The 24156-nt window shown below is 41.9% G+C and carries 24 protein-coding genes; 5 read left to right on the top strand and 19 right to left on the bottom strand.

Going from position 1 to position 24156, the window contains the following annotated elements; all coding sequences use genetic code 11:
- Positions 1–9: 9 nt before the first annotated feature.
- The 6 genes from FBB35_RS25685 to FBB35_RS25660 all read right to left on the bottom strand — a co-directional run bounded on the left by FBB35_RS25685 (position 10) and on the right by FBB35_RS25660 (position 1924).
- Positions 10–348, bottom strand: coding sequence for a type II toxin-antitoxin system HicB family antitoxin (locus FBB35_RS25685; protein WP_174711984.1), 339 nt, complete (start codon positions 346–348; stop codon positions 10–12).
- Positions 345–605: a type II toxin-antitoxin system HicA family toxin gene (locus FBB35_RS25680; protein WP_174711983.1), complete on the bottom strand. Its 261-nt coding sequence runs from the start codon at positions 603–605 to the stop codon at positions 345–347. The genes FBB35_RS25685 and FBB35_RS25680 overlap by 4 nt, the downstream gene beginning before the upstream one ends.
- Before the next feature lie 203 nt (positions 606–808).
- A complete protein-coding gene (locus FBB35_RS25675; RefSeq protein ID WP_174711982.1) occupies positions 809–1105 on the bottom strand; it encodes a type II toxin-antitoxin system RelE/ParE family toxin in 297 nt (98 codons plus the stop codon).
- Positions 1102–1326 (bottom strand): addiction module protein, encoded by a 225-nt coding sequence (locus FBB35_RS25670; RefSeq protein ID WP_174711981.1) that lies wholly within the window; start codon positions 1324–1326, stop codon positions 1102–1104. The genes FBB35_RS25675 and FBB35_RS25670 overlap by 4 nt, the downstream gene beginning before the upstream one ends.
- Before the next feature lie 105 nt (positions 1327–1431).
- Complete coding sequence (locus FBB35_RS25665; protein WP_174711980.1) at positions 1432–1722, bottom strand: type II toxin-antitoxin system PemK/MazF family toxin; 291 nt, start codon at positions 1720–1722, stop codon at positions 1432–1434.
- Complete coding sequence (locus FBB35_RS25660) at positions 1706–1924, bottom strand: hypothetical protein (protein WP_254625692.1); 219 nt, start codon at positions 1922–1924, stop codon at positions 1706–1708. The genes FBB35_RS25665 and FBB35_RS25660 overlap by 17 nt, the downstream gene beginning before the upstream one ends.
- A 19-nt stretch (positions 1925–1943) precedes the next feature.
- Between FBB35_RS25660 and FBB35_RS25655 the strand changes: the two genes are divergently transcribed.
- On the top strand, positions 1944–2120 hold the full coding sequence (locus FBB35_RS25655) for a hypothetical protein (RefSeq protein ID WP_174711979.1): 177 nt from the start codon (positions 1944–1946) through the stop codon (positions 2118–2120).
- 197 nt (positions 2121–2317) lie between these two features.
- Here FBB35_RS25655 and FBB35_RS25650 read toward each other — a convergent pair whose 3' ends face one another.
- From FBB35_RS25650 to nfi, 6 genes are all read right to left on the bottom strand, one after another.
- A complete protein-coding gene (locus FBB35_RS25650) occupies positions 2318–3466 on the bottom strand; it encodes a toll/interleukin-1 receptor domain-containing protein (RefSeq protein ID WP_174711978.1) in 1149 nt (382 codons plus the stop codon).
- Between the two features lie 372 nt (positions 3467–3838).
- Positions 3839–7825 carry a magnesium chelatase subunit H gene (locus FBB35_RS25645; RefSeq protein WP_174711977.1) on the bottom strand — a complete coding sequence of 1329 codons (3987 nt, stop codon included), beginning with the start codon at positions 7823–7825 and terminating at the stop codon, positions 3839–3841.
- Positions 7826–8386: 561 nt separating this feature from the next.
- Positions 8387–8674, bottom strand: a complete 288-nt coding sequence (locus tag FBB35_RS25640; protein ID WP_174711976.1) for a hypothetical protein — start codon at positions 8672–8674, stop codon at positions 8387–8389.
- 35 nt (positions 8675–8709) lie between these two features.
- Complete coding sequence (locus FBB35_RS25635; protein ID WP_174711975.1) at positions 8710–10668, bottom strand: FHA domain-containing protein; 1959 nt, start codon at positions 10666–10668, stop codon at positions 8710–8712.
- A gap of 25 nt (positions 10669–10693) precedes the next feature.
- Positions 10694–11233: an FHA domain-containing protein gene (locus tag FBB35_RS25630; RefSeq protein ID WP_174711974.1), complete on the bottom strand. Its 540-nt coding sequence runs from the start codon at positions 11231–11233 to the stop codon at positions 10694–10696.
- A 107-nt stretch (positions 11234–11340) separates the two neighbouring features.
- The gene (nfi, locus tag FBB35_RS25625; protein WP_174711973.1) at positions 11341–12006 is read right to left on the bottom strand and encodes a deoxyribonuclease V; all 666 of its coding nucleotides are present in this window, start codon (positions 12004–12006) and stop codon (positions 11341–11343) included.
- Between the two features lie 240 nt (positions 12007–12246).
- Between nfi and FBB35_RS25620 the strand changes: the two genes are divergently transcribed.
- The 3 genes from FBB35_RS25620 to FBB35_RS25610 all read left to right on the top strand — a co-directional run bounded on the left by FBB35_RS25620 (position 12247) and on the right by FBB35_RS25610 (position 14085).
- Entirely contained in the window at positions 12247–12768 is a 522-nt protein-coding gene (locus FBB35_RS25620) for a hypothetical protein (protein ID WP_174711972.1), read from the top strand.
- A 161-nt stretch (positions 12769–12929) separates the two neighbouring features.
- Complete coding sequence (locus FBB35_RS25615) at positions 12930–13367, top strand: hypothetical protein (protein WP_174711971.1); 438 nt, start codon at positions 12930–12932, stop codon at positions 13365–13367.
- Complete coding sequence (locus FBB35_RS25610; protein WP_174711970.1) at positions 13348–14085, top strand: hypothetical protein; 738 nt, start codon at positions 13348–13350, stop codon at positions 14083–14085. Before FBB35_RS25615 ends, FBB35_RS25610 begins: the two co-directional genes overlap by 20 nt.
- Before the next feature lie 99 nt (positions 14086–14184).
- On the opposite strand, the gene FBB35_RS25605 is transcribed toward FBB35_RS25610, so the two are convergent.
- From FBB35_RS25605 to purC, 7 genes are all read right to left on the bottom strand, one after another.
- Positions 14185–15450 (bottom strand): DNA cytosine methyltransferase, encoded by a 1266-nt coding sequence (locus FBB35_RS25605; RefSeq protein WP_174711969.1) that lies wholly within the window; start codon positions 15448–15450, stop codon positions 14185–14187.
- 91 nt (positions 15451–15541) lie between these two features.
- Positions 15542–16711: a lipid-A-disaccharide synthase gene (gene lpxB / locus FBB35_RS25600; protein WP_174711968.1), complete on the bottom strand. Its 1170-nt coding sequence runs from the start codon at positions 16709–16711 to the stop codon at positions 15542–15544.
- Positions 16712–16833: 122 nt separating this feature from the next.
- Entirely contained in the window at positions 16834–17652 is an 819-nt protein-coding gene (lpxA, locus tag FBB35_RS25595; RefSeq protein WP_174711967.1) for an acyl-ACP--UDP-N-acetylglucosamine O-acyltransferase, read from the bottom strand.
- Between the two features lie 305 nt (positions 17653–17957).
- On the bottom strand, positions 17958–18488 hold the full coding sequence (gene fabZ / locus FBB35_RS25590; protein WP_174711966.1) for a 3-hydroxyacyl-ACP dehydratase FabZ: 531 nt from the start codon (positions 18486–18488) through the stop codon (positions 17958–17960).
- A gap of 98 nt (positions 18489–18586) precedes the next feature.
- Positions 18587–19459, bottom strand: a complete 873-nt coding sequence (lpxC, locus tag FBB35_RS25585; protein WP_174711965.1) for a UDP-3-O-acyl-N-acetylglucosamine deacetylase — start codon at positions 19457–19459, stop codon at positions 18587–18589.
- Between the two features lie 191 nt (positions 19460–19650).
- A complete protein-coding gene (locus FBB35_RS25580) occupies positions 19651–22209 on the bottom strand; it encodes a BamA/TamA family outer membrane protein (RefSeq protein ID WP_174711964.1) in 2559 nt (852 codons plus the stop codon).
- 176 nt (positions 22210–22385) lie between these two features.
- The gene (gene purC, locus FBB35_RS25575) at positions 22386–23123 is read right to left on the bottom strand and encodes a phosphoribosylaminoimidazolesuccinocarboxamide synthase (protein ID WP_174711963.1); all 738 of its coding nucleotides are present in this window, start codon (positions 23121–23123) and stop codon (positions 22386–22388) included.
- A gap of 705 nt (positions 23124–23828) precedes the next feature.
- On the opposite strand from purC, the gene FBB35_RS25570 reads away from it, so the two are divergent.
- Complete coding sequence (locus FBB35_RS25570) at positions 23829–24104, top strand: hypothetical protein (RefSeq protein ID WP_174711962.1); 276 nt, start codon at positions 23829–23831, stop codon at positions 24102–24104.
- Positions 24105–24156: the final 52 nt, after the last annotated feature.

Below are 24156 nucleotides of genomic sequence, written 5' to 3'. Positions count from 1 at the left end.
TGATTGACTTTAAGTATTGATTACTTTATCCGCAGCACCAGTTAAGATTTCATCCATCCAAGCATTTATGCTTTTGCCAGCCTTTTTAGCAGCAATAAATATTTTGCGGTGGTGTTCTGGAGTTGTGCGGAATGGAAGTTTACCAGAGAATGGTTTATCAGGCTCCTCTCCTAGTTCTTCACAGAAAGCAAGATAATCATCAACAGAAATTTGAAATTCTTGACGCGCTTCCTCTACAGTTTTTGCCTTAAAGGTAATTACGTCATTAATATCTAGAACTTGGCCAAAAAGTATTCCCGCTTCTACATCTACTTCTATACTAGCTGTGTATCCCTTATAAGTGATCATATTTCAATTCCTGCCTTAATTAAAAATTCTCTAACAGATTTGACTGCTCCTTTATCTGTCTCATTTTGAGGATGCGGTTCGTGAAAAACAGCTTTCACATCATTTAATTTCACACGAACCCGCGAACCTCTACCTTGAGTAATATCAGCACCAAGAGCTATAAATAAACTTTCAATATCTTTCCAAAGAATATTAGATGGTACAGGATTTGTAAAAATCAACTCTAAAATCTGACGTTGTTTGTTATTGAGATCCATTTAATCAATACAATTACAACAATCTTACAGTTAAGTTGAATATAGCCACAGATTCAATGATATCATATTATGATATCGTTGAAAATATAGAAGCGATCGCTGTTTCTATGATGGCATTTTAAGCGATCGCCTTGCAGAAAACCTCAGAAACAAAGCGTATACGCATAGCAGCTTGTCGCTAAAGATCGCCCGTAATTATAGTATTAGGTTCGCGTCTGCCACGATTTTGGATCTCTGCGACCATGAAAAATTGCCGTCACTATTACTCGACTCGACACAATCCGATAGTACACAGCATAGGGAAATCGTCGCACTACTGCTCGTCGAATATCACCGTAGACAATTACATAGGATTCTGGCATCTGAGAAATTCGATTCACCATTTCGTCTACACAGTCTAAAAACTCGTCACCCAGACCGGGTTTCTGACTCTCGTACCAACTGTGTGCATCATTGAGTTCTTCTCGAACCTCTGGGCGAAACACCAGGACATAATTCATTGCTGCCCCTTAATTGATGCTTTGATTTCCTCCCAAGTCAGCACATTATCTGGATTTGAATCATAGTCAGCAGTTCGACGATCAAGCTCTTGCTTTTGTGCATCGGTTAAATCAGGGTAAACTTGCTCTGCTGCGATGCTATCCCAAATTGCCTGTACAATACGGATTCTATCTTCAACACTGAAAGTTGCGATTTCGTTCAAAGTAGCTGTGATATCCATACTGATTAACTTGGAGTGAGGAAGCAACTGGTATACCTTAAATATAGCGGACAAGATTTTGTCCATTCACAACCCTAACCAATACCGCAAAGATTGCTCTAAAAGTTAAGCATCAGCATCAGCTAACTTGCCAATCATTTTGACAATTAAGTTTTTATGCACTGTATATAAACCTCTCTTGACTGCTGTAGACACGTTTAGCCCTGCGGCTGCCCATTCAGACAAGACAAACTCACCTTCTAGCAATGCTCCAGTTTTGCTCGTCAAGGGCGTGATTAAAATGTCTTGAGAAACGTGTGGCGCACTTACAACAACAGCAGGTCTAATTTTTGAACTGGACAAATCTGAAAAGGGATACTTAACCAAAATGATGTCATTTTTAGAGTAGTTCGGCATAAACATCATCCTCAGCGTTATCCCAAACTGATGAGAGTGATGTTTGACTGCTTTGAAGCCAAAATTCCGTTTCATCATCAGGAAGCAGCGTCACTAGCACTCTTGTCCCTTCCGGTAATTCCTCTGACTTCAGCAATTCGATTTTTCCTTCCCGAACAGTAGCCCAAAGCGTTTTTAGCATATCTGTTTTTTGAACAGTCATGTTTTGATTGTACGCTTGTATGCTTAAAAGAGCGATCGCCTTGCAGAAAACCTCAAAAATAATGCGATCGCTTGTTGTGGAAGAATGTGCGATCGCCTTGCAGAAAACCTCAAAAATTAAGCGATCGCTTGTTGTAGAAGGGTGGGTGCGATCGCCTTACAGAAAACCTCAAAAACGAGGCTATCGCCTGTTGTAGAAGAGTGAGCGATCAGACTTACAATTTCTGTAGGTAACTACTAGCACTGTAGTATTTCCCTATAACAGGACTTTAAGTAATAAAACATGCTATTTATGACTACTGTTTCCAATACTAATTACTGGTTATACTACAGGTTTAGGCAATGGCAGTTGTATTCTGATTTTTATGGATTATGAGTCAGCATTTAGATTATATTACGGTTTTTTACTAACAATCGCATCAATATATTTTTGGTATGCTGATTGTTTATCAAGTTTTATATTCAATAATTCTGATAACTCTTCGATTAGTTGTACAAGTTGAGAATTGCTATCACATCGTAGAGCATTTAGGGATTTCAATGGATCTTTAACAAGATCATTGCTCATATCTGGGGCTAGTAATGGAATGAGTTGCTTTTTCGCTCCCCAACGTGCTCCAAGTTCAAATAAGACATATTGTGATTGAAAACTCGCTTGGGAAAGCACTCCTATAAACACATGAGAATCATAAACTTCTTGGCGAAGCTGATCGTTGAAATTTGCACCCCCAGGCAATCTGTAGCCATCCAAGCTTGTACATCTTATCTCCTTGGAAGGAATATTTAGTGAAGCTCTAAAAAGTTCGACAAGCTTTGAAACAAGCTCTTTATCACTAGAGCTATGACTGATAAATATTTTTATCATATTCTCTCTGTCCTTTCTCTCATACTCTAAATTATTCATAACCTCATTTTTCTGTCTTTGAACTTCTTGGTATTGTCTTTCGATATATTGAACTTTTTTGCAAAGATTAGGGTAATAGTCCCCATGTTTATCAAAATATTTTTTAAGACGCTCAAGGATTATCTTATCAGGCTCAATTAGTTTTTCAGAAATATCACTGATAAATCTTTCTTGAATATTATATGCCCTTAAGCTATCTTGTATAATTGCGACTGATTTAGTTAAATAAGCTTCCGAGATTTTGGTTTCAAAATAGTTAAATATATTTTCAGCACTTTGTTTGGTGAAGTTGGATTCATTTTTAATCTCAATACTATTTTCTGTATACGTTTTTAGCTTTTCTATTTTAAATTCAAACGCTCTAAGCAATACTTGAAGAATAAATGTCTTCACTATGAAAGTACATGCATGATCTGAGTCTGGAAAACTATTTGGAAGATCCTTAAGTTCAATTGTATAATTTCGCACTTCCATAGAGGTTAATGAACTCTCTACATACGATATATTTTGCTGTAAAATTCGACTTTCAGAAGCTGTAATTCGAGCTATTAACTGTCTTGCATAAACTAGCCATTCTTGAGCTTCGAGAACTATTTGCTCTTTGTTTATTTTATTATGTGAACTAAAAAAATTAAACATATATGTAAGCTTGCTCGTTTTGCTTGCAACTACATCTCATACTCTTACTCGACCACTAATATTTCCCAAAGAACTCAATTTACTAAGTGTCTCATACTCATCCGCAATTCAACAAGATTGCGATTTTGAAGTTTGAATAAAAGGATCAAACCCTTTTGAACTCCATAAAATTTTTTGGCAAATGGCAGACTAAGTATAACTATATTAATCTACATCAAGTTTATGTATTATTATTTAATACAATACAATTTATAAAAATTATAACGATTAAGCTGTTGTCTTTTTTCACATCACGTGAAAAATCACTTAAATGCAGAAGGCACGGTATCGGTATAACCGTGCCTCATACCTTATTGGTTATGATGTGTAAACCTACTCAATCCCTTCAATTCGGTCTTCAACTTCTTGGTACAACTCACGCAGACGATCTAAATTCTCCTCGCTAGTCTCCCAATAACCGCGTCCATTCACTTCCAACAAAGTGGATACAACCTTGCGGAAAGAATGGGGATTCAGGTTCAGCAATCGTTTCTGCATTTCTTCATCTTTGATGAAGGTTTCGTTAGTATCCTCGTAAATCCAGTTATCCACAGCGCCGGCTGTAGCACTCCAACCCACTGTATTTACCAATCGCTTGGAGAGTTCACGCACACCTTCATAACCGTGATTCAGCATCCCCTCATACCATTTGGGATTTAACAATTTGGTACGCGCATCCAAACGCACGGTTTCTGATAATGTCCGCACTTGGGCATTAGCTGTGGTTGTATCTGCAATATAAGATGCTGGTTTTTTACCGTCACCCCGCAGACTTGCCACCAGCTTAGTAGGATCTGAATCGAAGTAATGGGAAACGTCCGTTAAGCTAATCTCAGAAGAATCCAAATTTTGGAAAGTTGCATCAGCAGTTTTCAATGTACTTTCAAAAATCTGCCGGGATTCGTCCATAATTCCGGGGTTATCGGAATTGAAAGAGAAGGATTTCCGGTTGAGATACATTTCCTGTAACTCGGCTTCGCTATCCCAAGTGCTGTTTTCTACCGCCAAGTTGATATTTGACGAGTAGGAACCAGAAGCGTTGGAGAAAACGCGCGTTGCTGCTTGACGCAGATTAATCCCCATATCTTCAGCTTGTTGCAAAGCGTGTTTGCGAACAAAGTTCATTTCTAAGGGTTCATCTGCCTCAGCTGCCATCTTCACGCCTTGGTCTAGCAGGTTCATTTGGTTGATGAACAAGTCGCGGAATACACCAGAACAGTTGATTACCACATCAATTCTGGGTCTTCCCAACTCTTCTAAAGATATCAATTCCAACTTGTTTACCCGTCCCAAGGCATCGGGAACTGGACGCACGCCCACCATCCACATAATTTGGGCTAGGGATTCACCGTAAGTTTTGATGTTATCGGTTCCCCAAAGGACACAGGCGATGGTTTCTGGCCATTTTCCTTCGTTTTCAGCCTTGTTGCGGATCAAAAGCCTGTCTACAACGATTTTGGCTGATTGTACTGCTGCTGTTGTTGGGATGGATTGTGGATCGAGTGCGTGGATATTCTTACCTGTGGGTAATACATCCGGGTTGCGGATGGGATCGCCACCAGGGCCAGGTAGGACGTACTCGCCTTCTAAGCCTTTGAGTAATGCTCCGAGTTCGTTGTCGGCACAAACTTGCTCTAGGCAGAATTCCAAATACTCAAATAGGGGTTTTAAGGCTGCGCTATCAACTTTGGGATAACCTGCTTTATACAATGATTCTACCCAAGGTTCTTTTTTGCCCATGTTGAAGAAATTCAACCGGGAAACTAGAGAAACTCGTCCTTCCGCGTCGATTTGCTCTTGGACAAGTGCGGTAACTGCTGCACGGGTTGCCAAGGTGATGTCTTGGAGTAACTGGACATCTTCTAAAATGCCTCTGTCGTTATTTTGGTAAATATCGTCAATGTTACGCCCAAGGCTATTGGCGATAATTCCCGGCAAGCCTTGAATTCCTTCTTCCTGACGATCTAGACTAGCAATGTTGACCAGAGTTGCGATCGCTTCTTCTGCACTTGGCGGTTTACCAATGACGTGCAAACCACAAGGCAACAACCGCGACTCGATTTCCATCAACTTGCGGTAGACGTTGCCAACAATATTATCGCGATCGTCGGCACTCATGTCTCTGGCATCGGTTTCTGGCAGGTGAATATCCTTATCCAGATTCACGATCCGGCATTTATCCATGATGCTATTAACAATGGAAATACCGCGTCCACTATCTTTTAAGGTTTGGTAAGAAGCAATTAACTCGCTGAGTTCTTTTAAACCTTTATACAAACCAGCATTTTCTGCCGGCGGTGTCAAGTAAGAAATGGTTTCGGCATAACTCCGGCGTTTGGCAATTGTCGCTTCACTCGGATTATTCGCTGCGTAGTAATACAGGTTGGGAATTGAGCCAATCAAGTTATCTGGATAACAATCACCAGACATCCCCATCTGTTTACCTGGCATGAATTCTAAGGAACCGTGTGTACCAAAGTGCAGTACAGCATCAGCTTTCCAAACTTGTTCTAGGTAAGTGTAGTAAGCAGCAAAACCGTGGTGAGGACTAGCTGAACGGGAGAACAACAGCCGCATCGGGTCGCCTTCGTAACCAAATGTGGGTTGGACACCGATGAAGACGTTACCGAATTGCTTACCATAAATCAGCAGATTTTGCCCGTCACTGTTGAGATGTCCCGGAGGTGGGCCCCAGTTTTCTTCTAGGCGTTGAGAGTAAGGAGTCAGCGCCTCATACTCAGGAACCGACATTTTGTAAGCAACGTTCAGTTCTGGGCTGTTGTACTGCGCTTGAGCGTCATGGATGACTTCTTGCATCAACGCTTCGGCTGATTCTGGCAATTCGGGTAAGTCGTAGCCGTTATTTTTGAGGGCTTTCATCACCTCGTAGATGGAACCGAATACATCTAAGTAAGCGGCGGTTCCGACGTTGCCTTTATCTGGCGGGAAGCTGAAAACGGTGATGGCGACTTTCTTATCAAGTTTTGGCTTACGGCGGAGGTTAGCCCATTTTAAGGCGCGTTCGGCTACTGCTTCAACCCGATCGCGCAGTGCGATCGCTTTCCCTGTAGCCCCATCTCTACCTGATAAAATTATCGGCTCAATTGCCCCATCCAATTCCGGGATTGCAATTTGCAAAGCTACTTGAATTGGATGTAACCCTAAATCGCTATCCATCCACTCTTCTGTGGTTTGGAATACTAAGGGTAACGCCACCATGTAAGGACGATTTAAGCGTTTGAGTGATTCAATTGCCTTGGGATGGTCTTGTCTAGCTGGGCCACCCACTAAAGCAAAACCAGTCAGTGATATTACTGCATCTACCAACTGTATATTAGTAGTCGGTTCATAAAAGTATGCATCCACAGGCTTGGAGAAGTCCAAACCACCAGCAAACACAGGTAGTACCCGTGCGCCTAATGCTTCCAACTCCTGCACCATTGCCACATAATGGGCATCATCCCCTGTAACTAGGTGAGTGCGTTGCAATACTAACCCGACACAAGGAGCTAGGGGATCTTTTAGATCGCTAGAAATATCCTTACGAGCTGTATACCAATTGAGGTATTCTCTAACATCTTCAAACATACTGGGAGCCAGAGGATGCCAAATCCCTAAATCGGGATAAACCACCGGCTGTTCGTATGTAGAAGGTGCAAAATCTTGTTTATCTAAACCTTTAAATACATATTTATCAGCTAGCATCAGCAAGAAGTTTTCCAGATTTTCTGGAGAACCACCTAGCCAATACTGAAAACTGAGCATGAAATTTCGGGCATCCTGTGCCTTGTCCATTGGTAAAAACTTCAGCACTTGCGGCAGGGTTCGCAAAAGCTTTAGCATCCCATCTTGAAATCCCGCACCGGATTTTTCTTTGCGTTTCCGCATGAATTGGGCGATCGCACTTTTTGACTGACCCAACTGTGCCAGGGAAAAGCTGCCCATTTTACTCAGGCGCATTACCTCTGGCATCGAGGGAAAGACAACGGAAACGTCCAAGCGATCGCGGTGTGGTTCTACTGCCGCTACTACTTTCTGTGCTAAGTCTTCGATGAATATGAGAGAAGCGATGAAGATATTCGCATTCTCAACTTCTCGTTTAAACTCCTCGTAATTCTCTGGGTCGCGGAGTTCCTCAATCAAGTACCCGCTGATTTCAATCGCCAAGTTGGGATTGTTCGCGTTAATGGTGCGAACCGCTTGCGACAATGCGCTCTGGTACTGGGACTCAAGCACGACATAGACCACCTTGATTAAACTACGTCCGCGTAAGTTATCAGGCGCAATGTGTCTAATGGTGGACTTGACGTGTGTGAACATGCTTCTTCGGCTCCTTTGATGCGTGTTCTCTGAAGGAAGTTCCTAGCGGCATCATCAGCCACAGGTAACTTGTGATCTTTTAGGCAATATCTGTTTTTTATCAGAAAACGCTTGCCCAGTAGGCATTTTATCGCCTATATGACACAAATCGATATAAAAAACGAAATATTTCTTCGTAATTGTTGACTTTATATAAAAGTATTGGCTCACATATTTGTAAATTTATTGTTACATTTTTAATAACTAAATAACTATTAAACAATAATAGAGCAGTTACAAAACAAAACTTGCCTATGCTGACTAAAAAATATTTTTTAGTCAGCATAGGCAGCCTTCAATTATGTAATTGCGGATTATACCAAACAAAAAACAACAGAAACTTGGTATCTGCTGACGAACAAGCAACTTTTATTTAGCCAATATTGGCTTGCTATTTAAAGTATCTATAATTCCATCATGGAATTTATTCACTGAAGACAAAATTCCATTTTCCTTATCATTCAGTAATGAGTCTTTTACCTCATTCAAATAATTGTTGAGGTTTCCTTTTAGAATTGGTCTTTATACTTTAACTGTATGATAATGATCCCAGATATCCCATGCTAAAACTCCTAAACCAGCAATAGGATTAAGTAGTTCTAAACCTAAAAGTCCAGCAGCAACTTCACCTGTTCCTTCTGTTGCTACCTTTGTTGCAGTTTTAGTTGCTAAGATAGCAACTACTTTAGAAGTTGCTTTACTCACAGTTGCTGTAGCAATTTTCTTAGTACCAATAACACTAACAGCTTTCATCATTGCACTGGCGGCTACAGTTTTATTGGGAATGGGATCGACAAGAGCGATCGCCATTCCTTCATCAAGTATATTTCCTGGAATTTATTAAACTAAGGTGACTGATTTAACACCCACTTCAACCACTGCCTAAAAGAACTTATAGTATTCAAACGATTAACTCCAGGCGCACGGGTGGCGGCGAGTCCATCAACGGCGACTAATGCAGCATATTGCAAGCCCAAAAAACTATCAACGGCAGCATAAGGGCCACCTAAAGTAATAGCCCCAGCAGCATACATTTGACCTTTGCCACTACGCATTTCTACTAGTTCAAAATTGTTCGCTACATTCAACCGTCCCAGATGATTTACTGGGAGATTGTAATGTTTCACTAAATCTGCTATCAGAGGATTGGCATCTACTTTCGCATCCAGTCCAGTAGCATCAACAATAAAATCAGCTAGTAATTTCATTTCCCCAAAGCTTTGTTCTCGGATATGGGTAATAGTCCGGTTTTGGGCATCTCGTTCTACATCCAAAACCTCTCCGAAGGTAATTTGATACCAGCCTTCGCTGATACCCTGGGCAGTAATTTGCTGCCAGTCTTGGCGGTCAGCGGTGGTAGTTCCACCCCAGTCTGCTAGTAAACGCTTGCGTTCATCGGGGGTAGCTTTTTCTAACATTGCCCGGAGTTCGCCGCCCCAACAGGCTTTTGGCCAGTTAAAAGGTTGAAATTCGTAATGATTTTTGACTAGGCGCTGGGTATTTTGAAATTTGTTGCCTTGAGGTTTAGGCGATCGCATTAAATGCAAAACTGCAATATTCCGATTTCGCTTTCTGGCTTCATAAATGCGCTGAATAATCCGCGAAGCCACAATTCCCCGCCCCCGAATCAATACCGTACCACCTTGTCGCTCTAGTTGCTCATAAACATGATCATGTGCTTCATAAGCATTGACGACAGATTTAAAATCTTGATATTTTTCTCTATAAGCTTGCAAATCTGGAAGAAACTGAATTGCTGGATATCCAGTAGCTAAATGTAAATAACGAGTAACTAAAAAAGCATAATTTCCTGGGGCGCGAGAATAGGCTACGCAATATCTGCCATCATCAGTTTTGCGAATTGCCCTAACTCGTCCATAGCGATAAATTTGATTCCAACCAATACGCTTCGCCTCCCTATCTATGGAATCAAAGACATTACCCGCACGGGGTGTATAAGTTTCTGCAAATGTTGGTTCTGCAAATACTTGCCACAAATACTTCAATGCTGAGTTTATCTGTCCCTTGCTGCAATCACGCCAAGCTTCGCGCAAGGCATAACTAGGCCAGCCCCAAATATTATCAGGGCAAGAGTCAGAATTAGAACGCAGTCTTTCATATAAGGGAATTTGCGAATTCAAACAAAGACGCTTGTAACGAGCATAAGGCTCTGCTTCCAATCCCAAAGCTACAATCTTGTCAGCACGCACACCACTAAGTCGCAGCAAATCAGCCCAAACAAAGCTACCCAATCCCGCCCCGATCGCTAGATAATCAGATTCATCTACTGATAGACCTGTAGCATAAAGCGCTTGCACGGCGACATTTTCCGATTGAAACGCTAGTGGCGGAAAATTACTTGCCAAGGGCGTTAGCGGCTGGGCTACAGGCAATGTGGGGTCTGGAAGATTGGTATTTGCGTTGAAGTGAATCGTTGAAGGGGGGCTGGTATCTGGTTCAGAGACGCTAGCACCAAATTTCACTGTGATTACATAAGGGCCAATTTGCAATGTATCGGCATTAGCCAAAACACTGCGCGTTTGTTGTTTACCGTTGACATATACACCGTTAACGCTGCCTTGGTCAATCACCACTAGCTGGTCTTGTTCCCAGTCAATTAGGGCATGGTAGCGAGAAACCTCGTTACTGTTAAGCAGCATCCGAGAAACGCGCATTCCCCTAAGTTCGGCAGGTAAGCGAGGGAATTCCCGACCAAAAGCGATCGGTATATTCAACCTTGGTTCTCGCCGTTCTCCTGTCGCTGGTTCTTCCCAACTCAATTGAATTTGTAAGTCATTTGTCATCAGTTATTCCCCTCTGCCCTTCTCTTCAACTACCCGGTGCTACTAACACACTCACAGCAGCAGCCAAAGATGTCCCACACCAATGACAGCCAATTTGTAAATTCTCTCCTGGGGAAACTTTATGACATTTGGGGCATTCTAGACCATAAATTCCTAGCGGTGGTGCGGGAGGTGTTGGTAAATGGTGATGATGTCCGGGATGCGGTGGCATTAAAATTGTTGCTGGAATGCTGCCTGTGGAAACTTTAGTAACGTTGAGTTTTATTTGTCCCAAAGAGATACTAGTACCATCTGTTAAAGGCATTTCACCTTGGACTAATTGCCGTCCATCGATCAGGGGGGGATTTTGCGATCGCAAATTTCTGATATAAAAGCGCTGTTGCTGGTGATGAAAAAAGATTTCAACGTGCAGACCAGATACAGTAGGATGACTCAAAACAATATCGCACCGTAGGGGATCACGACCAATACGGACAGTACCAAGATTTTGACTTGGCTGTTGTTCGTAAATATTCTGAGTTTTATCTTGACCTGCATCGTGCCACTGTAAAGTTAGTGCGTTCATTGTTCTAACTTCGTAATTCGTATTTAGCTACTTCAACTTCTTTCTGTGCGATTCCTAACACGATTGCGTAGATTCAAGCAAGTATTTAGAAAAAACTTCAACAAGATTTATCTGTCCGACGCTAGTTTATCAGCAATGCGTGTAGTTTCTGGTAGCCGATATTTTGGCGTGCAGCGTAATACATAGTCAATTGCTGTTGGTAAACTAATTCTATGACCGCTAGAGATGTACAGAGGTTTTACTCCTGCGCGCGATCGCAAAACAGCCCCAACGGTTTCACCCTCATATATCAGTGGTTGCGTGCTGCCTTTGGCTTCTGGCAATTCCTCATACTTACCTACCAACCTGGACTTGGCTACACCAATTGTTGGCATATCTATCAGTAACCCTAAGTGGCTAGCTATACCTAATCTCCGGGGATGAGCAATTCCTTGACCATCACACAGGATAATATCTGGTGTTGTTTGAATCTTTTCCAGGGCATCGAGAACAGCTGGAATTTCCCGAAATGAGAGGAACCCAGGAACATAAGGAAAGGTAGTAGGACGGTGTGCTAGGCTCGTCTCAATTACTTGCAGATCGGGAAAACTCAGTACTGCCACAGCTGCACGGCTAATGGTTCCATCAGCTTCAAAACCCATATCCACTCCAGCAACATACTGGATAGGTTCTTCTAGTTGATCCTCAGTAATTACTTGATATCGCAGCTTTTCTTGGATAACTATGGCTTCTTCCAGCGTCGAAGGCCAAGCAACATCTCGATCAAATTTCATATTGAAAATGGTAATTAAATTGATTAATATTAATCCTGTTAAGGCAAGCACAAAAACAATAGTTTTTGATGTTGATACAGGGAAAATATATTTTTTGCAAAGGTCTGTGAAAGACTATCTTTATACTAAATATTTTAACGCAGGTTAGCTAATATTCTGCATCATAATGTTACTTAAGGCTGCTAAGAGGGAATCCTAAGAATATAAGTTTATTTTCCTAGATTTTCACTTTTAGTGGTTATGACACAGCCAAATATTCTGGAACTTGCAAAACAGGGAGATGTAGATGCGATCGCATCTCTAATGAACCGCCACCTACACCCCAAAGGGATCGCTGCAAAAGTGGCCTTCAAAGATGCTTGCTTAGAGGTAACGCTAGAAGCTGACCAAGTACCAAATCAGCAAATTTTAGTTCCATTTATTCGCAAAGGTTTAACTGGTTTAGGGGCTGTATCTGTTGAAAACGTGAAAGTTTACGGGCAACAAACTGGTAAGAAGTTTCCAGCTTGGAGTAAAGAGTTTAATCTAGGCATAGTAGAAGGTGAATTAGAAGCAGCAGATAATGAAGAATCTTCTATTGAACCCCAGCTTCTAACTATTTTTATTAACTTAAGTGGCGATACTGCGCGGGGATTAACAAACCAAGATTTTGAATTTATTGCTAATCAAATAGGCGCTGATATTTTATCATCTTGTACTGACGTTTTTATTCAGAAAGTAAGTATTAGTAATGGTAGCTCTGTAATTACAAAGGAACGTTAATATCTAACTTGCCTCATGTATAGGTGCAGAGAAAGATTCTAAGTCAGGGGCTTATGCCAAAAATGTAATAAATCAAGGCAATATTAAATATCTAGCTCTAAAAATTTTGTAAATGTTACTCAGATAGACGATAATTTTTCAGTTTTCCGCATTTGTTAATTATGAAAAATCCTAATATTCAAGAATTTACTAAACAGAACCTACAAAAGTTTTACTGGCCTTTATGGTTTCCTTATCCTACTTCTTGGTTAAAAGCCTTAATTTTGAATCTATTGTTGAGCTTTATTATATTTTTACTCACTAATCCAGGAAAAGTAGGCTACCAAATTACATATTTGGCAAAAAGTCCCGAATTATTTTTTATGTTGACAATACTGTTAATCCTATCTCCTATTCCTACAATTTCTTTTACTCATCACTTATTACACCTACTTATTAGTCGGTTTATATCAGAAATTCAAGCACCAGAAATAGGTAGAATCAAAGGGTTATTTCCAGGAATAATGAGTTGGTGGGAAGGATTGTATGCTTGGCTTGTAATTGCAATTTCTACACTGATAGCAGCTTTTTTTTTGCACAATGATTTCGCCATTATTTAATATTAGCTACACTAAGCCAGTTGAATCATATACAGAATTTGAAAAGAATATAATACTAATATTTGGGCTGTTTTATATTTCTGCTGGGGCATTAACTTATCAAATTGAACATTTGGTAAGACAGCGAATAATATCTGTTTACTCTGGCACTAAAAAAACAGACGCAAGTAAATCCAAGAGTGATTTTAATACAGATCAAGAACTTAGTAGATTGCGCGGTGAAATGGGTGCACACAAAATGAAATCAAATGTTTTATCTAATAAAGAACAAACTGTAGTTACCAAGACTAAACATAAATATCGTAATTTAAATAAAAATTGGTTGGTTATTTTTTTGATATTTTCAATTGCTATAGTAATATATTTATCTTCACAATTCATAGAAATATTTCCCCTAATCTCTAAAAATCCAACACAAATACCATCAAGTTCTATATTAGTTACACCCTCACCAGTTATTTCAGAATCTCCGACTGTGTTACTTCAAACTGATACATTTCGAGAAGCAGTAAGTAAAGCAATTAATGCCGCTAACCTTACTCAGTCAGCAAAATCTCCAGATGAGTGGAAAATAGTTGTGAGTGAGTGGGAAGCTGCGATCGCACTTATGAAAACTGTGCCATCTTCCAGCCCAAATTATGCAATCGCTCAACAAAAAATAATAGAGTATCAGAAAAATATCAACTACGCTCAGAAAAATGCCGTCGGTGGCAAGTAAATGCGATCGCACTAGCGGCTGCTAATATCTGGGAAGATAGTACATTTTTCCGTATTTGGACTTAGCCCAACCTTGCACATATTACAAAGTGTATTATTACTAGTCACGCTGATAATATTGTTCCGCTTGCGACATCTTAAACTGTAATAGCTTCTCGTCTCCTAACTTGTATCGCAAACTCGGCTTAAAAGGCGAAATATTCAAACTACGAATAATTTCACCAGCCACAGCCTTTGCTAGTAGCGGTGGTACAGAGTTACCAACTTGCCGAAATCCGTGCCATTTGGTTGCATGAAATCTAAACCAATCGGGGTAAGAATGTAATCTTGCCGCTTCCCTGACTGTAATACAACGAGGTGTAAATGGATGAATCGGTCTAGGAGATGTGAAGGAACCCCTATATTTGTCTGTTCCAGCTCTTAAAGTATTGCAGACACCACCAGGATGTAGCTTATGAAAACGACTAATTTTTTCCCTTTCACCTTGTTTTGTCTCCTGAAAACGTTGAATAGTTTCCGCAGAATGTTTTGTTATTAAACTTGAAGAGAGGATTCGCAAATCATATTCACGTTTGTAAGAATAATCATCGTTCAGGAATTTAAGACCGCGAAGTACACGAGCATAGTTACTAGGCTTTTCGTATTCTGCTATAACCCAATCTCTTGTTGCTAACTCAGGATAGTTTTCGATTTCAGGTAAATCTTTAATTGCATCCCATACTGTAGGACTCAACGGGATATTAGATATTTTTTTAGAAGTTAAATTATTTGGTAATGCTGGTTTTGTAATCGGCTGAGGATATTTCGGTAATTCTACATCTTCCCTTGCACCTATAAGAAATAACCTCTCTCGTGACTGTGGTACTCCGTAATTTGCAGCATTGAGAATTTGGTAATTTTCTTCTACTTTATAGCCATAAATTTTAAACTCACTAATTAAAGATTGAAGGATTTTTTTATGTTCGCCAACTGTGATTCCCCGAACATTTTCCATTACAAAGAATTTCGGTTTTAGCTCAAAAACCAGCCGATGAAAGTGAAACACTAAAGAATTTCGCGGATCATCAACAACCCGTTTACCAATTAGAGAAAATCCTTGACATGGTGAGCCACAAATTACCACATCAATTTCGCGATCGCCAATTTTAGACCGGCTCCTGATTTCTTCGCCGGTTGTATCCACAACACTTTGACATAACACTGAGCAATAAGGAAAGTTAAACTCATGTGTTGCACAGTGTATAGGGTCGATTTCTACAGACGCTAGCACGTCAAAACCAGCTTGTTCAAAGCCAAGAGTCATACCACCTGCGCCAGCGAACAAATCAACTGCGATCGCTCTTTTTTTTCTCATCTCATAAGCCATGAAACCTCTAAAGGGATTGGGGGTTGGGTATTGGGTATTAGGTATTGGGGATTGAGTATTAAATATACAAAATTTTCCCAGTCCCCAATCCCTAATCCCCACTCTCCGTCACCATTTGCAAAATTTCTTGAGCAGCGCGATCGCACACTCCAACTTCTCCTAAACTTTGCCGCATTTCTTCATAATCTAGCAAAGTTTGCTCTTTGCGACTGGGATTGAGTAGTAGTTCCATCGCGGCTTGGATAATATTCTCTGCTGTGGCTTGCTCTTGTAAAAATTCTGGCACAATCGGCTTCATCACAACTAAGTTTGGTGGCGATGCAAAGGCGATAGAACCTTTGAGGATTTTACGAGCTATCCAAGCAGTCAGGCGACTGAGGCGGTAAACTACAACTTGGGGCACATTTAACAGAGCAAGCTCTAAATTGACAGTACCAGATTTACTAATGGCTAAATCAGCCGCAGCAAAAACTTCTATTTGTTGACCTGATAGAACTGTCGCCCGTAAACCGTAACGCCTAATAGCCTCCTCAATTGGCTGTCTATAGACTTCCAAAGATAGGGGAATCCAGAAATGAACTTTGGGTAATTTAGCTTGAATAGTTTGGGCGGCTTGAAAAATAATTGGTAAAAGATATTTTAGTTCTTGGCGGCGAGAGGCGGGGAGAAGTGCGATCGCAATTTGTTCTGGTGCAATCCCCAGTGTTGCACGCGCTGCTTGGCGACTGGGAGCGTCTTGTATTCGGTCAACCAAAGGATGCCCTACCCAAGTAACTTTTGCTCCTTTCTCACGAAAGTAACGAGCTTCTTGTGGGAAAATTGCCAAAAGCTTATCTGTAAAACCAATAATCCGGTTAGTTCTACGCAAACTTAATGACCAAGCCCACTCTTGGGGAGCAATGTAATACACTACAGGCACATCTGGTAACTGCTGTTTCATATAAGTCCCAATTTCCAGATTGGGAGTCATATAATCGATCAGCACTACTAAATCTGGTGGATTTTGTTTTAGGGAAGCGATCGCCTGACGTTGTACCTGGAGAGTAGGTAAAATATAAGGCAAACCTTCTAGAATACCCATTGAGCCAATACTACTAGTATTGCCCAGCAGAATTGCCCCAGCCTCCACCATTTTTTCACCACCCAGCGCCACAATCTCTAATTTCAACCCAATCGCCATAGCTTGACGCTTCAGCGCTGTAATTAGCAGCGACCCTTGTAAATCGCCAGATACTTCGCCAGTGCTGATAAAAATCCGCATTTGATAATTGGTAATTAGTAAAAACTTAGGAATAAAAAGTTAGAAGTAAGAAGTTAAGAGTGAGGAGTTAAAAATTCAATTCATTAACCATAACTCCTAACCCATAACTCCTAACTCATAATTCACGATTCATCACTCGTGCTTTTTTTCCCTTTACCGGGAATCAAGCCACGTCTACCTGGCATCTGAGAAAGTAGCAGGAAGCGACGCAGATGTTGTAATTGTTCGCTATCCCCTAAAAGTTCCAGTTTTTCCAAGGCATCCTTAAAGGACAAATCAGAACGGTAAAGAATGCGGAAGGCTTTTTTCAGCGCAAGCAAATCTGCTGAGTCCATGCCAGACCTTTTGAGTCCTACAAGGTTGAGGGTTCGCACTCGCGCTGGATTTCCCTCTACTAGCATATATGGGGCCACATCTCGGTCAATACGTGCCATACCTCCCACCATTGCGTGTCTACCAATACGCACAAATTGATGGACACCTAAAACCCCACTCAGCCTGGCGCGTGATTCAATATGCACATGACCCGCCAAGGCTACAGAGTTGGCAATCACTACCTGGTCTTCAATTACGCAGTTATGGGCCACATGGACATAAGCCATCAGCAAGTTACCATCGCCAATTACTGTTGCTTCACCAGCACCAGTAGCGCGGTTAATAGTAACGTACTCACGAATTAAGTTGTTATCACCAATTTTGACCCAAGTTGGTTCTCCCACAAACTTGAGATCCTGGGGTTCCATACCGATGGCTGCACCTGTAAAAATCTGATTTTGCGCCCCAATCTCACAAGGCCCCTCTAACACAGCATGAGCGCCGATTATTGTTTCAGGGCCCACTTTGACATGCGCTCCAATCACAGCATAGGCACCGACTTGCACTGTATGGTGGAGTTCCGATTTCGGATGAATTACAGCAGTTGGATGAATTAGCGTTTTCAAGGGTGAATCTCCAGAACTGTCTTGATAAGTCAGCGCCAGGTAGGGTTTATGAAGCAGCGTGTTAATCTGATTAAGAGATTTGTACAGACTGCCCTCCCATCGAGGCAACTAGTAGAGCATTAAGTATTTCAGTGAACAAAAGTGTCGGGCAAAGCAAGTTAAGTGTGTTCGAGTAGCATCTCGTAAAGAGGGAGTCGAAAATCAAGAAATTATCAGATGCTGTTGTGGATTTTTTTAACTGTTATCCTTTATCAGAATTCAGTAAGGGCATTTCACGGCTATGCCCACACCACGAAAGCAAACTTTCAGCTAACTAGAGAAAACATTAATTCTCCTTCACAAGCAAGTTGACCATCAACTTCGGCACGACCTTGCATCTTACCGAAACGACGTTGTTTTACCCATAACAGTTCCACCGTCATTACTAGTTGATCCCCCGGTACGACCTGTCGCCGAAAGCGAACTTTATCGATACCAGCGAAGACAAATAGCCCGCCTTCTACTGAAGACATTTGAGTGAGAACAATGCCCCCAACTTGTGCCATCGCTTCGACAATTAGCACCCCTGGCATCAGTGGACGACCGGGGAAATGTCCTTGGAAATGGGGTTCGTTGATAGTAACATTTTTAACGCCAACAGCTTTTTTACCTGGAACGTAGTCAATTATTTTATCTACAAGTAAAAATGGGTAGCGGTGGGGTAGTAATTTTTGAATTTCTTCAGATGTGAAAGTTGTTTTAATTTCCGAGATGATCGTAGTCTCATTTATAGCCTGTAGTTCAGTAGATGTAGGTGTAGTTGGATCGATAGTATTCACTTCAGTGAGAATTGACATTGGTCGTGTGGTTAATTTTTCATCTGAAAGTTTAGCAGCCAAGCGCAGATCGAAACCTTAATAATCCTGGATTTTAAGCTTTAGACCAAATTCAAAGTCTAAAATCGTTCGACTGAGCGAAGTCGAAGTCCAAAATCTAAAATTTTCTGAGCCAGTTGAATGTGTAAATTATGGCTGGCTTTATACGCTAAGAAATGAGCCCGAGGAAAAGCTCCTAGTAAACTCAAATCTCCTACTAAATCCAAGATTTTATGACGGACTGGTTCATTTGCGAATCTCAATGGGGGATTTAGCCACCCTTCTGGCCCGCAAACAAGTGCATTATCCAAACTACCACCTTTAATTAACCCAGTTTTTTGTAAGTGTTCAATTTGATGCAGTAACCCAAAAGTACGGGCAGGAGCAATTTCGGCAGCAAAGCTAGCAGAAGCTTTTTCTAGTTCAGTAGTTAGTGACCAACTATACCATTGATTACCAATGGCGGGCAGGTCAAAATCAACACCGTAACTAAAACGAGTTTCTGGTGCTGGAAGGGCACATACAAACGCATCTCCTTGATATACCCATATTGGTTCTGTAACAGTCAAGGGAAATTGGTTGTTAACGGGTTGTGACAATAAGCCAACTTGGGCAATGTTAGCTGTCCACACACTTGCGGAACCATCCAAAAGCGGGACTTCTGGCCCATCAATTTCAATCCGAGCATTATCCACACCCATACCCGAAAGTGCTGCCAACAAATGTTCTACTGTGCGAACATATACCTCACCTTTTCCCAACTGAGTTGAGAGAACAGTGTGACTAACTGCCGCAACTTGGGCTGGAATAATCGGCAAATCCGGTAAATCCACCCGCACAAAGTAGCGTCCACTTCCCGTTTCAGCTGGTAGTATCCGCACCTGGGTATTCACACCGCTATGCAATCCCACCCCTACTTGGGTGATTTCGGCTGCTAGAGTGTGCTGTTGCATAGCCGAAAAGTCAATATATTTTGTTTAGTATTGTTCATCATCTGTTTTGGTAAAGTCCCTGATATTCCCCTATAAAAGTCATTAATCCCTTTATCGGAACAGTATTGAGGTAAATGTCAAAATTAGCAAGCTAATTGTCATTTGTCCTTTGTGATTCACTAATGACCAATGACAACTGAACTAATGACAAACTAGAACCTTTCGCCAATACCGAAATTAATCCGACTATCTCCGTCATCGTTGATACCGTAGTCAATACGAATTGGCCCCAGTGGAGACTGGACGCGAACGCCAAGACCATAACCGTAGCCACTACCATTTTTGTTCAATACTTCAGCCGCCCTGGTGCTAGTTCCCAGATCGCTGCCGAGATCAAAAAATAGTGCGCCACTGACTACTGAAAAAACTGGGAACCGATATTCAACTGATGCTTGCACGTAAGAGCGTCCACTACCTAATGCTCCTTCTTCGTAACCCCGGACGGAGTTGCTACCTCCAAGAGTAAACGCTTCGTAGGGAGGCAAGTCACCAAGGATGGTTCCTGCTTGCAGGTTAAATGCTAAGGTTTGCGCCCCCTTGGTAAGGTTAATCAGCTTAATGGGTAAATATTGGCTGTAGCTACCCCGCAATCTGGTGAGGAGAATGTTTCCTAGTCCGATGGGAACCGACTGATCAACCCCGAAGCGAAGATAAGAACCGCTAGTGGGTTGCAATGGGTTATTACGGAGATCCCGCTGTGCCCCTAGTTGCAGCAGTAGTAAATCGTCTTCACCTCCCGGAGATAGGGTAAGTGGAATTTCTAGTGGTTGACCATTGGCGGTGGGGTTTCCATTCTCGTCGAGGGGCACTCCATTATCATTGAATACCGCTCCTGTTTTTCTGAGATTGCCATCGGCATCACGGGCGGAAACTCGTTGATACTGTAAACCTGCTGAAGCAGTCCAAACGGAAGTTTTGTAAGGATTGCTGGAAAGAGGACGGGTAAAGGTGACACCACCACCTAGACGGAGAATGCGGGGGCGATCCTGAGCATCCGTATTACTAGGATTATTTGGGTCAAAAGTCCTAATATCTTCATCTTTGCCATCAAAAATCAATGAAATGGAACTGCGGCGAAAAAGATTGGTTGTGTAGGAAGTCCGGTAAGGATCTCCCGCAATCCAAGGGTCTGTATACCGCACATCAAATAACAATTCCCGTTCTCCCACCTGCACTTCTGCACCCAGTTTTTGGTTTCTACCGTTCAGGTTTTGCTGTTGATAGCTAACTGTTCCAAAAAGTCCGCTAGCAGAACTAATCCCTGCCCCAGCCGCAATAGAACCACTGCTACGTTCGGCTACATTCACGACTACATCCACCTTGCTGGGGTCAGTACCAGGGTCTAGGGAGACATTCACATCTTCAAAGAGCCCTAGTCCATACACGCGCTGTAGGTCTTTTTGCACCGTGTTGCGGTTGAATGTTTGCCCTGGCTTCAACTCCAATTCTCGGGTAATGATGTAATCTTGTGTCCGTCCGCGAATTGGTTGTCCCTTCTCGTCTGTCTCTTGACCATCTTTGTTGCGGAACCGGACTCTAATATTTTCTACTACACCTTCTGCTACTTGTAAGGTAACAACTCCGTTTTCAGAGACTTGGGGCGCTCCAATGACATTGGCTAGAACATAACCTTGGTCTTGATACCGCTTGTTTAACTGCTTGATGCCTTCTTGCAAGTCACGCAAGTTGAGGATTTTGCCATACTGCTCCTTAAATACTTCATCCACAGTAGTAGGTGGGAGTACAGAGGGAACACCAGTGCCAGGATTGGCTTGCACTTCTACTTTGCTCAGGACGGGGTTAGGCTGTACAACAAAGCTCACCCGCACTCCCAAGGGGGTATCTTCTGGTGATGCTTGGACGTTGGAGAAGAAGCCAGTACCAAAGATGGCGTTAATATCTTCTTGCAGTTGACTGCGAGTTGTTGTTCGTCCTGGTTGGGTACGAATTACCCTGTAAACTTGTTCTTCCAGTTCTGGTGATAGTTGCCCAGACTGTGATCTAATGAGTACTTCCGACACCAGTACGCGGGGGTCATTGGCTTCCGGGGCTGTGTTGGGTTGAGTACTTTCTGGAGTTGTCGGCGGGTTAACATTCTGCGGACTGGGTGTAGCACCTGGTCTTGGAGCAGGTGTTCGTTGTTGACCATCTGGAAATGGAACGTCTGGAGCGCTAGATGGTTCTGGAGTTGTAGGTAATAAAGGTTCTGTTGTCGGTGGATTGACATTCTCTGGGACTGGAGTTGTCTCAGGAGTTGGGGAAGACGTTGGTTGTTGAATTTCTGGCGGTGGAATGTCCGGGGCTGGAGAGGGCTGTTGAGTTGGGCTGGGATTGATTTGAGGGGTTTGTTGTGCAGTTTTTGGCGTTGTGGAGGTTGGCACTATTACCCCTGGTGTCGCGTAGGCATGGCCGCCCGCACTTCGGCTGCGCTCAGTGACCGCCGCAGGCATCGCTGCTGGATTAGCAGTGTAAACTGCGACAATACGAGATTTCTGTTCCTTTATAATAATGCCTGTGAGATTGGATCGAGATTTGAGATTTTTACTAGAGTCAAGCTGACTAGTGTCCTTTTCTGGCTGCTGATTTGTTTCTAGTGTCAAAACTTCTGTTGTCTGTTTTGAAGTTTTGGCGGTTTCTGCCTTGGCACTCAATGAGCCGCCCAAAGGGACTGTAATTGCTATTGCTGCCAGCAATACGGGAGATAAACGCATTTTACTTATGATTCCTCTTCACGACCACACACACACCATGACAAGGCAATAATGCCCTCAAGCCAAAGGTAAAATTCAAAATATAATTTTTTTCTTTTGCTTTTTTACTTTACAAGGCAAAAGGCAAAAGGCAAAAGTTAAATATAATTCCTTCTGACCTTTTGGTTTTTACCTGTTTAAGTTGTAGTTTCTACTGCTTTTAGCACTCTTTGTAAAACCTCCTGGTAAGCATCCTCTACATTTCCTAAGTCTCGGCGAAAACGGTCTTTGTCCATTACCCGGCGATTTGAGTCCTCTTCTGTGGTATCCCACAAACGGCAGGTGTCGGGGCTAATTTCGTCTGCCAAGAGCAACTGCTGTTGTGAGTCCAAACCAAACTCTAGCTTGAAGTCTACTAGGGTAATGCCGCATTGCTGCCAAAATTTATTGAGAAATTCATTGATTTGCAATGCTAGATGTGTAATTGCATCTACTTGTTCCGCAGTAGCTAGTTCTAGCAGGTAAAGGCGATCGCGTGTAAGCAAAGGATCTCCTAACTGATCGTTTTTGTAATAAAACTCAACCAAAGGCTGTTTCAGAATTGTACCCACTGGCAAGCCTGTTTGTTGACACAGACTGCCAGCTGCAATATTTCTGATCACTACTTCTAAGGGTAAAATTTTTACTGCCTTCACCAGCATCTGATTCGGGGTAGGGCTGTCGATAAAGTGAGTCTTTATACCATAAGCCTCTAACTGTTTAAAAAGCTGGCTGGAAATGCTACAATTTATTTTTCCTTTTCCTTGGATACTGCCACGTTTTTGGGCGTTAAACGCCGTGGCATCGTCCTTAAAATCAGCCAACAAGACTTCCGGATCGTCCGTTGTATAGAGAATTTTTGCTTTGCCTTCGTATAACTTGGAATTCACAGACATGGTGGCAGTTAAAGTTCTAGGCGATGGACGATTTTTGTCCTTTCGGGCTTAACCATTTTATCTTTAGTTATTAACTATTAGCCATCGGTGATTTTTGAACAGGATGTAAGGACGCGGAGAATTGAGCAGAAAAGTATGAGTAAACAAGGGGGAATTTTGCCCTCAGCAAGAGCAACACCCCGCCCCTATGTATCTTTGTCAATGCTCAATGCCCTCATTAGCCAGTTGCTAAATATTAACAATTGAATCTCTAACTTTTAACAGAGGACAAGTGACTCTGGTTTTAGTATTCTTTTGTCAGTATTCTTACTACTTAAAAAGTAACTATTTTTGCAAAACTGCTTTGGTGAGATATACTTATACGTTTTAATAGTTTTTAATTCAGGGTTTGGACTGAAGTTAATTACAATTTGAACTTCATAAATTAAGATGAGATCAATTGACGACCGGGAGGAAAATCAAATATTCTCTCTAGTTACTTTAGCAGCAGTTACTTTAACAGACATTTTTCTGTAACATTTACAACAAACAAAAGCATTTCAAGCTTTATCCTCTAGTCTCATAATCTGAATCAAGTAATTCCTGCATAACCAATTGGAAAAAGAGTTGGATGGTTTGGTTTTCCTCAGTCTGACGAAAGTAAAGATTAAGGTAGGTAGCTAGTGATTTCGCTTCAGACATTCAATATAGAAGGTGAATTCATAAATGGAGAACAAAATAGTGAATAAGGATGATTTTCTCTACCCTCGTGGTCGCTACTACGGACAGGTAAAGCCAGAAAACCTGGTTTTTAATGCGAATCTACAGGAATTTGCCCAACGAGTAAGCTACATTTGCAACTTAGAAACAGGTGGTAAGCTGCCTCCAGGTGAAGCTTACAAACAAATAAAGGATCTATGGAAACAGTTGAAACACTCAAAGAAAGAACTGCGAATTGGTGAAGATCCGTTTCAGGATGACCAGGGGGAGGCTCAAGGTTGAGGAGGCGGGGGCAAGGGGAGCAGGGGAGACAAGGGGGACAAGGGGGACAAGG

This window comes from Nostoc sp. TCL240-02, from assembly GCF_013343235.1.
GTDB lineage: Bacteria > Cyanobacteriota > Cyanobacteriia > Cyanobacteriales > Nostocaceae > Nostoc.
The sequence above is the reverse complement of the archived record's forward strand: the minus strand, read 5'-3'. Positions and strand labels throughout refer to the sequence as shown.

Coding starts and splice junctions, on each gene's coding strand:
- FBB35_RS25685 (WP_174711984.1), bottom strand. CDS start 348: ATGATCACTTATAAGGGATACACAGCTAGTATAGAAGTAGATGTAGAA.
- FBB35_RS25680 (WP_174711983.1), bottom strand. CDS start 605: ATGGATCTCAATAACAAACAACGTCAGATTTTAGAGTTGATTTTTACA.
- FBB35_RS25675 (WP_174711982.1), bottom strand. CDS start 1,105: ATGAATTATGTCCTGGTGTTTCGCCCAGAGGTTCGAGAAGAACTCAAT.
- FBB35_RS25670 (WP_174711981.1), bottom strand. CDS start 1,326: ATGGATATCACAGCTACTTTGAACGAAATCGCAACTTTCAGTGTTGAA.
- FBB35_RS25665 (WP_174711980.1), bottom strand. CDS start 1,722: ATGCCGAACTACTCTAAAAATGACATCATTTTGGTTAAGTATCCCTTT.
- FBB35_RS25660 (WP_254625692.1), bottom strand. CDS start 1,924: ATGACTGTTCAAAAAACAGATATGCTAAAAACGCTTTGGGCTACTGTT.
- FBB35_RS25655 (WP_174711979.1), top strand. CDS start 1,944: ATGCTTAAAAGAGCGATCGCCTTGCAGAAAACCTCAAAAATAATGCGA.
- FBB35_RS25650 (WP_174711978.1), bottom strand. CDS start 3,466: ATGTTTAATTTTTTTAGTTCACATAATAAAATAAACAAAGAGCAAATA.
- FBB35_RS25645 (WP_174711977.1), bottom strand. CDS start 7,825: ATGTTCACACACGTCAAGTCCACCATTAGACACATTGCGCCTGATAAC.
- FBB35_RS25640 (WP_174711976.1), bottom strand. CDS start 8,674: ATGGCGATCGCTCTTGTCGATCCCATTCCCAATAAAACTGTAGCCGCC.
- FBB35_RS25635 (WP_174711975.1), bottom strand. CDS start 10,668: ATGACAAATGACTTACAAATTCAATTGAGTTGGGAAGAACCAGCGACA.
- FBB35_RS25630 (WP_174711974.1), bottom strand. CDS start 11,233: ATGAACGCACTAACTTTACAGTGGCACGATGCAGGTCAAGATAAAACT.
- nfi (WP_174711973.1), bottom strand. CDS start 12,006: ATGAAATTTGATCGAGATGTTGCTTGGCCTTCGACGCTGGAAGAAGCC.
- FBB35_RS25620 (WP_174711972.1), top strand. CDS start 12,247: ATGACACAGCCAAATATTCTGGAACTTGCAAAACAGGGAGATGTAGAT.
- FBB35_RS25615 (WP_174711971.1), top strand. CDS start 12,930: ATGAAAAATCCTAATATTCAAGAATTTACTAAACAGAACCTACAAAAG.
- FBB35_RS25610 (WP_174711970.1), top strand. CDS start 13,348: ATGATTTCGCCATTATTTAATATTAGCTACACTAAGCCAGTTGAATCA.
- FBB35_RS25605 (WP_174711969.1), bottom strand. CDS start 15,450: ATGGCTTATGAGATGAGAAAAAAAAGAGCGATCGCAGTTGATTTGTTC.
- lpxB (WP_174711968.1), bottom strand. CDS start 16,711: ATGCGGATTTTTATCAGCACTGGCGAAGTATCTGGCGATTTACAAGGG.
- fabZ (WP_174711966.1), bottom strand. CDS start 18,488: ATGTCAATTCTCACTGAAGTGAATACTATCGATCCAACTACACCTACA.
- lpxC (WP_174711965.1), bottom strand. CDS start 19,459: ATGCAACAGCACACTCTAGCAGCCGAAATCACCCAAGTAGGGGTGGGA.
- FBB35_RS25580 (WP_174711964.1), bottom strand. CDS start 22,209: ATGCGTTTATCTCCCGTATTGCTGGCAGCAATAGCAATTACAGTCCCT.
- purC (WP_174711963.1), bottom strand. CDS start 23,123: ATGTCTGTGAATTCCAAGTTATACGAAGGCAAAGCAAAAATTCTCTAT.
- FBB35_RS25570 (WP_174711962.1), top strand. CDS start 23,829: ATGGAGAACAAAATAGTGAATAAGGATGATTTTCTCTACCCTCGTGGT.